Source organism: Dokdonella sp. (genome assembly GCF_036518555.1).
GTDB lineage: Bacteria > Pseudomonadota > Gammaproteobacteria > Xanthomonadales > Rhodanobacteraceae > Dokdonella_A.
Window position 1 is genome coordinate 1 of record NZ_DATDMY010000311.1, and the last position, 9,618, is coordinate 9,618.

Annotated in this window: 15 protein-coding genes; 6 read left to right on the forward strand and 9 right to left on the reverse strand. The window is 68.1% G+C overall.

What is annotated here, in order from left to right:
* The 5 genes from VI238_RS16645 to VI238_RS16665 form a co-directional block, all read left to right on the forward strand.
* The coding region (locus VI238_RS16645; RefSeq protein ID WP_331653378.1) for a tetratricopeptide repeat protein at positions 1-809 on the forward strand (809 nt) is incomplete at its 5' end.
* A gap of 170 nt (positions 810-979) precedes the next feature.
* Positions 980-1,639 carry an energy transducer TonB gene (locus VI238_RS16650; RefSeq protein ID WP_331653379.1) on the forward strand — a complete coding sequence of 220 codons (660 nt, stop codon included), beginning with the start codon at positions 980-982 and terminating at the stop codon, positions 1,637-1,639.
* Between the two features lie 93 nt (positions 1,640-1,732).
* On the forward strand, positions 1,733-2,446 hold the full coding sequence (locus VI238_RS16655) for a MotA/TolQ/ExbB proton channel family protein (protein WP_331653381.1): 714 nt from the start codon (positions 1,733-1,735) through the stop codon (positions 2,444-2,446).
* Positions 2,447-2,449: 3 nt separating this feature from the next.
* Complete coding sequence (locus VI238_RS16660; protein WP_131993820.1) at positions 2,450-2,869, forward strand: ExbD/TolR family protein; 420 nt, start codon at positions 2,450-2,452, stop codon at positions 2,867-2,869.
* 286 nt (positions 2,870-3,155) lie between these two features.
* Complete coding sequence (locus VI238_RS16665) at positions 3,156-3,563, forward strand: biopolymer transporter ExbD (protein WP_331653384.1); 408 nt, start codon at positions 3,156-3,158, stop codon at positions 3,561-3,563.
* Positions 3,564-3,606: 43 nt separating this feature from the next.
* Here the strand turns inward: VI238_RS16665 and VI238_RS16670 are convergent, their stop codons facing one another.
* The 7 genes from VI238_RS16670 to VI238_RS16700 form a co-directional block, all read right to left on the reverse strand.
* Complete coding sequence (locus VI238_RS16670; RefSeq protein WP_331653385.1) at positions 3,607-4,392, reverse strand: pyridoxine 5'-phosphate synthase; 786 nt, start codon at positions 4,390-4,392, stop codon at positions 3,607-3,609.
* 55 nt (positions 4,393-4,447) lie between these two features.
* Positions 4,448-5,443: a PDZ domain-containing protein gene (locus VI238_RS16675; protein ID WP_331653386.1), complete on the reverse strand. Its 996-nt coding sequence runs from the start codon at positions 5,441-5,443 to the stop codon at positions 4,448-4,450.
* 22 nt (positions 5,444-5,465) lie between these two features.
* Entirely contained in the window at positions 5,466-5,939 is a 474-nt protein-coding gene (locus VI238_RS16680) for a hypothetical protein (RefSeq protein ID WP_331653387.1), read from the reverse strand.
* Positions 5,929-6,525, reverse strand: a complete 597-nt coding sequence (locus tag VI238_RS16685) for an RNA polymerase sigma factor (protein ID WP_331653389.1) — start codon at positions 6,523-6,525, stop codon at positions 5,929-5,931. The genes VI238_RS16680 and VI238_RS16685 overlap by 11 nt, the downstream gene beginning before the upstream one ends.
* A gap of 47 nt (positions 6,526-6,572) precedes the next feature.
* On the reverse strand, positions 6,573-7,334 hold the full coding sequence (locus tag VI238_RS16690; protein ID WP_331653391.1) for a 4'-phosphopantetheinyl transferase family protein: 762 nt from the start codon (positions 7,332-7,334) through the stop codon (positions 6,573-6,575).
* The gene (locus VI238_RS16695; protein ID WP_331653393.1) at positions 7,331-7,588 is read right to left on the reverse strand and encodes a GlsB/YeaQ/YmgE family stress response membrane protein; all 258 of its coding nucleotides are present in this window, start codon (positions 7,586-7,588) and stop codon (positions 7,331-7,333) included. The genes VI238_RS16690 and VI238_RS16695 overlap by 4 nt, the downstream gene beginning before the upstream one ends.
* 102 nt (positions 7,589-7,690) lie before the next feature.
* Positions 7,691-7,981, reverse strand: a complete 291-nt coding sequence (locus VI238_RS16700; protein WP_331653395.1) for a hypothetical protein — start codon at positions 7,979-7,981, stop codon at positions 7,691-7,693.
* 117 nt (positions 7,982-8,098) lie between these two features.
* Here VI238_RS16700 and VI238_RS16705 point away from each other — a divergent pair, with 117 nt between their 5' ends.
* Positions 8,099-8,749 carry a DUF4126 domain-containing protein gene (locus VI238_RS16705; protein ID WP_331653397.1) on the forward strand — a complete coding sequence of 217 codons (651 nt, stop codon included), beginning with the start codon at positions 8,099-8,101 and terminating at the stop codon, positions 8,747-8,749.
* On the opposite strand, the gene VI238_RS16710 is transcribed toward VI238_RS16705, so the two are convergent.
* Together VI238_RS16710 and VI238_RS16715 are read right to left on the reverse strand one after the other, a co-directional pair.
* Positions 8,718-9,182 (reverse strand): DUF1579 family protein, encoded by a 465-nt coding sequence (locus VI238_RS16710; RefSeq protein ID WP_331653399.1) that lies wholly within the window; start codon positions 9,180-9,182, stop codon positions 8,718-8,720. The genes VI238_RS16705 and VI238_RS16710 overlap by 32 nt on opposite strands.
* Positions 9,183-9,221: 39 nt before the next feature.
* A partial coding sequence (locus VI238_RS16715; protein ID WP_331653401.1) for a LysR family transcriptional regulator substrate-binding protein occupies positions 9,222-9,618 on the reverse strand: 397 nt, incomplete at its 5' end.

Below are 9,618 nucleotides of genomic sequence, written 5' to 3' on the forward strand. Positions count from 1 at the left end.
CGAACGCGTACTACCGCACCGACAAGTTCCAGGACGCCGTCGACACGATGAAGAAAGCCGTGTCGATGACCGACAAGCCGAACGACAGCTGGACGCAGATCCTGATGGCGAGCTACTTCGAGCTCAATCAGTACGATCAGGCCGCCGCGGTCGTGCAGCAGCAGATGCAGAAGGATCCCACCAACAAGAAGCTGCTCAACCAGCTCGCGACGATCTACATCCAGGCCGACAAGCCGCAGCAGGCGCTCGACCTGATGGCCAAGGCGAAGAGCCAGGGCCTCATCACGACCGCCGACGACTACATGCAGCTCGCCAAGCTCCAGGCGGCCGCCGACAAGTACAAGGATGCCTCGGCAACGCTCGAGGAAGGCCTGACCAAGGGTGCGCTGAAGCCGTCGTTCGAGGTCTACAAGCTCCAGGGCGACGTCTGCACGCAGGGCGAGGACGACAAGTGCGCGATCGATGCGTACACGAAGGCGTCTCCGCAGGCGAAAGACGGCAACATCGATTACCAGCTCGGCTATCTCTTGTTCTATTCGGATCGTTCGAAGGACGCATCCGAAGCGCTGTCGCGCGCGATCCAGAAGGGCGGCCTGCGCCAGGAAGGCGAGGCGTACCTGCTGCGCGGCGATGCCGAGAACGATCTCAACCAGGCCGCGGCTGCGACGGCGGACTGGCAGAAAGCGTCTGGCTACCCGAGCACGAAGACGATGGCCGAGCAGCGCCTCAAGGCAGCGAAGGGCGGTGTGAAGATCAAGCGTGCGGAAAAGGCGAAGCCGACGAAAGCCAAGGCGAAACCCCAAGGCTGAGCCGGCTGCGTTACGAATGGCAACGCTTCGGGGTTCGTTCTCCTGAAGACTTGTACGATGGGGCTGTGCTGTTGTACCGTGCGCGGCCCTCCGGCGTCCGCCGGAGTTCCGACTCCGGCTCGCCAACGCGGTTACGCCGCTGAAACGGACTCAATTCCTGGTCAACGTTGATGGCTGATACCTACCAATCCGGCGGTGATACGTTTAGTTGGCGACGCGTCACGGCGTTTGCAAGTGCATTCGCTTTGCATGCCTTCGCGTTCGCGATGATGATGGCGCCGGTTGCCCCGCCGCCGCCGAAGGACAAGTCCATCGACAAGAAGGTGATGGTCGAGTTCATCGAGCCGCCGCCGCCACCCCCGCCGCCGCCGCCGCCGCCGCCGGAGCCGCCGAAGAAGCCGCCGCCGAAGATCATCGAAAAGGTGCAGCCGCCGCCGAAGGCGCCGCCGCCGCCGCCGGCTCCGCCGATCGTGACGGAGGAAGCGACGCCGATGTCGACGCCTGCGCCGCCGCCGGCTCCGCCTGCACCGCCGCCGCCGCCGGAAGATATCGCACCGAGCGAGAACATCAGCTACCGTAAGATGCGTCCGCCGCGCTACCCGCCGCAGGCCGCACGCCAGCATCAGCAAGGCAAGGTGCTGCTGAAGGTGCTCGTCGGTGTCGATGGCTCGCCACAGGAAGTGACGGTAGAAAAGTCCAGCGGCTCGCGCCTCCTGGACCAGGCAGCGATCGAAGCCGTGAAGACCTGGAAGTTCAATCCAGGCTCAAAGGGTGGTAGACCCAGCTCCGGGTATGCCTTGGTTCCCATCGAATTCAATTTGACCGAGTAAGGTAACGCCATGCAGCAAGATGCCTCTCAGACCCCCGCAGCGGCTCAGCCTGCTGTCGTTCCCGCTCCCGGTGGCGGCAGCAATGCCGCGGCCATGAGCCAGATGGGCTTCCACGACCTGATCCAGAACTTCGACGTGCTCGGCTGGATCGTGTTCGTCACGCTCTGCGTGATGTCGATCTCGTCGATCTACTTCGTGGTCGCCAACTTCCTGCGTAACGGCATGATCCGTGCGCGCATGGAGAAGGTCATCAGCACGTTCTGGGACACGCCGTCCGCGCAGGATGCGGTGCGCTTCCTCGAGGAGCAGCCGAAGGGCGAGCCGTTCTCGAAGATCGCGCTCGACGCCGCGCAGGCCGCCGCGCACCACCAGCGCAACGAAGGCAGCCGCCTCGTCGAGGCGCTGAACCGTTCCGAGTTCATCGACCGCTCGCTGCGCCAGGCCGTTGCCCGCGAAAGCCTGCGCCTCGAAGGCGGCATGACGGTGCTCGCCACGGTCGGTTCGTCGGCGCCGTTCGTCGGCCTGCTCGGCACCGTGTGGGGCATCTACCACGCCCTGATCAAGATCGCCGCGTCGGGCAACGCCTCGATGGAAGCGGTCGCCGGCCCGGTCGGTGAAGCGCTCATCATGACCGCGTTCGGTCTGTTCGTCGCGATCCCGGCGGTGCTCGCGTACAACTTCTTCGTGCGCCAGAACCGCGTGATCTACGCGCGCTTCGACGAGTTCGCGCACGACCTGCACGATTTCTTTGCGACCGGTTCGCGCGTCGACGGTGGCGCTGCTCCGGTTGCCGTCGCGAGGAAGTAAGCCATGGCAATGACCACGGGTGGTTCGGGCGGCGGCCCGATGGCGGAAATCAACGTCACGCCGCTCGTCGACGTGATGCTGGTGCTGCTGATCATCTTCATGATCACGGCGCCGCTGATGTCGCACAAGATCCGGATCGACCTGCCGCAGGCCAATCCGAACGTGCAGCAGGAGAATCCGCCGGAGCCGATCGACCTTGCCATCAAGGAAAACGGCGACCTGTTCTGGAACGACGAACCGGTCACCGATGCGATCCTGCAGGCCCAGTTGCGCGTCGCTGCGCAGAAGAGCCCGCAGCCCGAGCTGCAGATCCGCGCCGACAAGCCGACGCAGTGGCAGAAGATCGCCACCGTGATGGCCGAGGCGAAGGCGGCCGGCATGGTCAAGCTCGGCTTCATGACGACCGGCGGCAACGACCAGTAATCCGGGCGGCCAGCACGAGAAGCATGGAACGGCGCCGCGGCAACGCGGCGCCGTTTTGTTTTTGCGATCGTCCCGATCGCGGCTTGGGCCAACGATGCGACGCACGCGAAGCGTCTCGGGTCGCCGGGTCCTGAGCGGCCATCCATGGGCGCACTTCTCACGAACAGCGCGCTTCGCTCTTGCGTCGACATCGTCATCGGTGGCATGGAGGGCGCGATGCGGATTGCGTGACCGTGATCGGCAGGTATAGGCTCGGGTCGCGCGACCACAGCCGAAGGAGACGACGATGACGACCGACGCGTTTCGTTCCCACGCAGCTGCGACCCAGGCCGAGATCAACGTCACGCCGCTCATCGACGTGCTGCTCGCCCTCGTCGTGATCCTCATGGTCACCGCGCCACTCGCGATCAAGCGCCTGCCGCTGCCGCTCGGCAGCAGTCCGATCGATCTGCCGACGCCGCGTACGCTCGGCCTGTCCGTACTGTCGACCGGCGAGCTCTACCTCGAAGGGCATGCGGTAAGCCGTGCCGAGCTGGCTTCGGCGCTCGCGATCGAAGCGCAGATGCCGAAGCCTCCCGTGCTCGAGGTCCGTTCGGATGCTGACACGTCGTACGCGAACGTCGTCGACGCGATCGCCGTCGCGCGCAACAGCGGCATCGAAGGTATCCGGATCGAAGGTGCGCGTGCGAAATAGGTCGTGATCTACGCGCCGGCCGCTGCGAGGCGGCCGCGCGCGATCACGTTGCGCCTTGCTCGATCGCGAGGATCGCGAGATAGGCGCGCACCGTCGGTGCGAGCCCTGCATACAGCGCGTCGCCGATCAGCGCATGGCCGATCGAGACCTCGGCGAGGAACGGTATCGCGCGCTTGAGTGCGCCGAGGTTGAGCTGGTTGAGGTCGTGTCCCGCATTCACGCCGAGGCCGCAGGCACGCGCGGCTTCCGCCGTGCGCACGCAGGCCTCGAGTTCGCGCGCGTAGTCCCCGCTTGCGTAGGCTCGCGCATAGGGTTCAGTGTAGATCTCGATGCGGTCGGCGCCGGCGGCGGCGGCGCGTTCGAGGTCGGCTGCGCTCGTGCCCGCGTCGACGAACAGGCTGACCCGGCAACCGAGCGCCTTGATCTCGGCGACGAGCGGAGCCAGGCGTACGGCCTCGGCGGCGAGATCGAATCCGTGATCCGAGGTGATCTGCGCATCGCCGTCGGGCACGAGCGTCGCCTGCGCAGGGCGCGCGCGACGCACGAGTTCGACGAAACCGGGGTAGCCGCCGCGCGGCGGCGCGAACGGATTACCTTCGAGGTTGTACTCGACGACGCGCCCGCGCGCGTTCCACGCTGCGACTTCCGCACCGATACGCGCGACATCGTCGACGCGGATGTGGCGCTGGTCCGGGCGCGGATGCACGGTGACGCCGTGCGCGCCGGCTTCGATCGCGACGCGCGACGCGAGCACCGGATCGGGCTCGGCATGTCCGCGCGCATTGCGCAGGACGGCGACCTTGTTGACGTTGACGCTGAGCGCGGTCATCCGTTCATGATCGCGCAAGCGCGCGCGTGTGTCGACGCGCGCCGCGCGAGTAGGTTCAGCGGCAGCGTTCGGCCGTCTGCTTCCACGCGACCGGGTCCCAGTACGCACCGTCCTTCCATTCGCTGCGCTTGTCCTCGTTGAGGCGAGCGGCGATCAGCACGGTCGTGTCCGGCGGCACGTCGACGTCGAGGGTCTTGTAGCGGTCGTTGCCGATCGCCGAATTGCGTGCGCGATCGTTGAACGACAGGTAGCGGCTTTCGATCTGCTCGGCGACCTTGATCGCGTGGCGACCCGCGCTCACGCGGTACGCGCGCGTGCCGGTCGGCCCTGGCGACACGCCGTCGATGCTGATGATCTTCGCCGCATGCAGATGGTCGCCGCGCGGCGCGACGTCGAAGTCGCTGATCCGGCCGCAGCTGCCCCCATCCGCGCCCATCGCACCGCCGCCCGCCGTGGCGACGTGCGTGCCGTCACCGATGGAGAGGTGCATCGCAGGGAGGTACACGCTCGACGGCGTCCCCGCAAGCGTCTGCCGGCGCCCGTCGCGTTGCACGTCGAACGCGAGCCGCGCGCCATCGGGCATCTGGTCCACGGAGTGGCGCAATGTCGCGGCGGCACCGTCCGTGTTCGCGAGCGCCGTTCCGTTGACCGCGAGCAGCACGTCGCCGCTGCGCAGGCCCATCTTGTCGGCCGCGCCGCCCGGGGTGATCGCGAGCACGTGCACGCCGTCGCGATCGTCACGCGCGCTGTCGATCAACAGCCCGAGATTGCTCACGCGCTGCGCCGGCGCGTCGACGTCCAGCCGGATCTCGTGCGGCGGCGCCGCGCCGAACGCGCCGCTCTCGACGAGCTCGATCATCACCGCGCGCAGTTCCGCGCGCAGCCGCTGTTCGACCCCGACGCTGGCCGCCGCATCGCCGTGCAATGCCGCGCCGGCGACGTTCCCGGCAAGCACGGACGCACCGTCCGCGTGCGCCGCGCCCGCCACCAGCGCGAGGGCGAAGGCCGCCGAACGTGCCATCGGCACCTTGTTGTGGATCTGCCTGCTCATGTCCATACCTCGGTATCGTGATTCACAATTGCGTGATGCTCGACGCATGCCCATATGCGCCGTCCTGCACCGCAGCGATGAGTCCGCGCAGTGCCCGGTTGCGCTGCTGCCACAGCGGCGCAAGCTCGTTCGTGGCGGCGCCCCGATCGTAGGCGGCCTGCAGTTCCGCGTCGATCGCGCGAAGGCGCGTGGAACCCAGTGCCGCCGCCTGCGCGCCCGCGAGCTTGCGCCATTCGCTTTCGAGCGCACGCGACTCGTCCTGCACCGCCACCGTACCCACCGGCGCGACCGGCGCCACGAAAGGGCGGCTGACGACGAGGAACGCCGCAGCGAACGACGCCGCAAGCGCGCCGCCGACGACGACGCGTCGCCAGCGCCGCCGCGCTACCTGCTGCCGATGCGCAGCCGCGATGCGTGGCCACAGCGCCGGATCCGGAACGAACTCCGGCAGGCGGCGCGGATCGAATCCGCGCGAAATCAGGTCATCACGTCGCATCGCGCACCTCCTGCGATCCACCCGCGTCGTCGTTGAGTCGCTTCAACGCGCGCGCAAGGATCGATTTCGAATAGCTCTCGCTTTGGCCGAACAGCTCCGCCAGTTCCTTGTGCGTGTAGCCCTCGACCTCGTGCAGCACGACCACCGCGCGCGCGCGCGGAGGCAGCCGCATCAGCAACGACCAGGCGTCCACGCCGTCCTCCGCGTCCGCGGCAAGTGCCGGCATCGCCTCGAACAGCGATTCGGCGTCGTCGCCGTGGAAGCGCTGCCGCGAGCGCAGCACGTCGATCGTCGCGTTCGCGGTCAGCCGCTTGAGCCATGCGCCGAACGGCGCGTCGCCGCGGAAGCTGCGCAAGGTCGCGAACATCTTGAGGAACACGTCCTGCACGATGTCCTCGGCGGCCGCGGGCTCGCCCAGCACGCGCAGCGCGAGCGTGTAGCAAGCCGCACCGAAGCGCTCGTAGATCGCCGCGAAGGCGGTCATGTCGCCCCGCCGCGCGCGTTCCAGGGTCACCCGATCGAGCGCCTGACCGAAGCCCGAGCCCGAAGGTACCGCGTCCACGTAGTAGGTCTGTCCGTCTGCCATCTGACTCGAAGGACGGTCCACCGCGCCGGAACGTCGCGACGGGGCATTCACGACAGTCGCAGGTGCTGCAGGCTGCGCGGCCCGCCTCGCCAGGCCACGCAGCCCACGACCCCCGTCTTCGGCTCGAACGATCGCAGCTGCCACTCCACAGGTTGCCCGGCCTCGGCGCCCACATCCAGGAGACGCTCGATACGCCCGTCGTCCTTCAACTCGAACTCGATGCGATCGAGCCCGAAACCCAGGCCGTCGCCAAGCGCCTTCAACACCGCCTCCTTGTGCGTCCACAGTCGCAGAAACGCGGCCTGTCGCAGGCTCGCTTCGACCCGGCCGAGTGCGGCGGTCTCGCGCGCGCCGAAGAAGCGCGCGGCGATGCCGTCCACGCCGATGCGACGCTCGAGCGGCTCGATATCGATGCCGAGCGGCTGGTTGCGCGCGAACGCCAATGCGACGAGCGATCCCGCATGGCTCAGGTTGAAGTCGAGCCAAGGCAACGACGGCACGAACGGCTTGCCGCGCTCGCCCGACGCGATCGCCGGTACGACGGCGGTTCCGGCGTAGCCGCGCAGGAGCCGCTCCAGCAACGCCCTCGCCGCGTCGCGGACCGCACGTGGCCGCGCCTCGCCCGTGTCCTCCACCCACACATGCACCTCGTCGCCTGCGAGTGGCGGCGGTGCAGGCAAAGCGCGGCAAGTGTCGGCATCGATCGATCGCATGCGAGGATGCTTGGCGCGGCATCGCGCCGCGTCAAGTCGCGGCCACGAAAAAGGCCGGCTTGCGCCGGCCCGAATCTCGCGCGTCGCGGGCTTCACGCCGTCCGCTTGAACAGTCCGATCAGCACGAGCAGGATGATGGCGCCGATCGCCGCATTGATGATCGCAGCGACGAGGCCGCCGCCGATCATGAGACCCACGCGAGGCAGCAGGAAGCCCGCGAGGAACGCGCCGACGATGCCGACCACGATATTGCCGACCAGACCGAAGCCGTGGCCCTTCACGATCTGTCCCGCCAGCCAGCCGGCGACTGCACCCACGATCAAAAAGACGAGCAGCGATTCAATGGCCACGCCAATCTCCCCGTCAGGACGTCGCACGATGCGACGCCCCCATTCTCCGCCAGCGCCGGCCGCCGCGCATGATGCACCGCGGCGGCGCGAGGGCGAGCCGGATCAGCCGGGCGGCTTCGGCCCTGGCGGCCTCGTCGCGGCGGGCGGCGAGGGCGGGCGCGCCGTTGGTGCGCGGGCGACGGGCTTGCGCATCGCCGCAAGTTCAGAGGGCGAGGCCATCGCGGTATCCGGCCGCGAGTTCGCCGACACGCGATCGGCCGCGAGCGCAAGCACGAAGCCGATGAACCCGCCGACGCCGAGCAGCAGGCCGACGCCGAGCAGGGCCGGGCTACGCGTGGTGAAGACGAACCCGAACCCGGCGAGGGTGGCGGCGAGCATGAACCAGCGGATCATGAAGCACCTGGAACTGAGGCAATGGCAAGGCTGCCACGCTAGCAGAAACGGCCCGGCGCGAGGACGTCCGCCGGTCGGACGATCACGGCCGATCACGGCGTGCACGACGAGACCCCGATGGCATCGCTCTCCGAGCTTGCGCTAGCGGGCGGCCTCGCCTGGGCCAGCGGCCTGCGCCTCTACGCTGCGATCGTCATCGTAGGCCTGCTCGGTCGCCACGGCTATCTGGATCTGCCGCCGCCGCTGCTCGTGCTGCAGCACACCTGGGTGCTCGTGGCCGCGGGCGTCATGGCGGTCGGCGAGTTCCTTGCCGACAAGATTCCCGCATTCGACTCGCTCTGGGACGCGCTGCATACGTTCATTCGCATCCCGGCTGGCGCCTTCCTTGCCTGGGGCGCGATGGGTGATGCGACGCCTGCGGCACAGATGGCCGTCGCGATCGCGGGCGGTTTCGTCGCCGGCGGCACGCACCTTGCGAAGAGCGGCGGTCGCGCCGCGATCAATGCCTCGCCCGAACCGTTCACCAACTGGGCCGCGAGCGTGAGCGAGGACGGCCTCGTTCTCGCCGGCCTCTGGCTCGCGATCGCGCATCCGCTCGGATTCCTCGTCGCGCTCGCGCTCTTCCTGGGCATGGTCGCGTGGCTGCTGCCGAAACTGTTCCGCCTCGCGGCGCGGCTGCTGCGTCGGCTCCGAGGCCGCATGGCGCCGGCGCATCGCGACGGCAGCAAGCCGGACGTCATCGCGAGCGACGATAGACGCCGCGCATGAACTCGACGTAGTCGTCCTGTCCGGCGAAACGGTTCTCGATGCGGAACTCGAGCGAATCATCATCGAGGGCGAACGCGTAGCGCGCCGCGCCACGCGGCGTGCGCTTCTCCAGCCGCAGGACGTCGCCCCTCCACTGTCCGCGTGCGGGTGGATCGGGTGCGAAGCCGAGACTGTCGAACCACCACCAGGCGACGTCGCCGGCCACCGGGTCGACGATGAACACGCCGTGCCCGCGGAACGAGACCCGCCCGTCCTTCTCTTCCTCGTAATCCTGCAGCAACACCATGCCGTCGACGCCGGGGCGGAACTCGAAACGGCCCTTCGCGGCGCCGCCGGGACCCCAGGGCGAAGCCGACAGATGCTCGTCACCGGTCCACGTCCCCGCCAGGCGCGCCAGACGCGCATGCTCCGGACCGGGTTTCGGCATGTCCATCGCGAACGTTCCTGCAACAGGGGACGCCATCGTAGCCGCTCAACGCTCCGAGTGGCCCGCCTCCCAGTAGTCGCGGCGCGTGAACAGGCCGGGGCGCACGAGGTCGACGAACGCGCGCGCCGCGCTGCTGAGGTACTTGCCCTTGCGCACGACGACCCCGTAGCTGCGCTGCGGGAAGTACGCGCTCATGTTGCGTACCGCGAGGCGCGACCGATCCTCGTCGCCGATGCAGATGCCGGTCACGATCGAGACGCCGAGACCGAGCGCGACGTACTGCTTGATGACCTCCCACCCGCCGACCTCGATCGCAACGTGATAAGGCACCTTGCTGCGCTGGAACACGAGGTCGACCATGCGGTAGGTGGTCAGACGCTGTGGCGGCAGAATCAGCCCATAAGGCGAAATGTCCTCGAGCGAAATGTCCGGCTTGTCCGCG

What these genes read in the sequence shown, in the direction of transcription:
- VI238_RS16650 (WP_331653379.1), top strand. Translation starts at nt 980, where the DNA reads ATGGCTGATACCTACCAATCCGGCGGTGATACGTTTAGTTGGCGACGC.
- VI238_RS16655 (WP_331653381.1), top strand. Translation starts at nt 1,733, where the DNA reads ATGAGCCAGATGGGCTTCCACGACCTGATCCAGAACTTCGACGTGCTC.
- VI238_RS16660 (WP_131993820.1), top strand. Translation starts at nt 2,450, where the DNA reads ATGGCAATGACCACGGGTGGTTCGGGCGGCGGCCCGATGGCGGAAATC.
- VI238_RS16665 (WP_331653384.1), top strand. Translation starts at nt 3,156, where the DNA reads ATGACGACCGACGCGTTTCGTTCCCACGCAGCTGCGACCCAGGCCGAG.
- VI238_RS16670 (WP_331653385.1), bottom strand. Translation starts at nt 4,392, where the DNA reads ATGACCGCGCTCAGCGTCAACGTCAACAAGGTCGCCGTCCTGCGCAAT.
- VI238_RS16675 (WP_331653386.1), bottom strand. Translation starts at nt 5,443, where the DNA reads ATGAGCAGGCAGATCCACAACAAGGTGCCGATGGCACGTTCGGCGGCC.
- VI238_RS16680 (WP_331653387.1), bottom strand. Translation starts at nt 5,939, where the DNA reads ATGCGACGTGATGACCTGATTTCGCGCGGATTCGATCCGCGCCGCCTG.
- VI238_RS16685 (WP_331653389.1), bottom strand. Translation starts at nt 6,525, where the DNA reads ATGGCAGACGGACAGACCTACTACGTGGACGCGGTACCTTCGGGCTCG.
- VI238_RS16700 (WP_331653395.1), bottom strand. Translation starts at nt 7,981, where the DNA reads ATGATCCGCTGGTTCATGCTCGCCGCCACCCTCGCCGGGTTCGGGTTC.
- VI238_RS16705 (WP_331653397.1), top strand. Translation starts at nt 8,099, where the DNA reads ATGGCATCGCTCTCCGAGCTTGCGCTAGCGGGCGGCCTCGCCTGGGCC.
- VI238_RS16710 (WP_331653399.1), bottom strand. Translation starts at nt 9,182, where the DNA reads ATGGACATGCCGAAACCCGGTCCGGAGCATGCGCGTCTGGCGCGCCTG.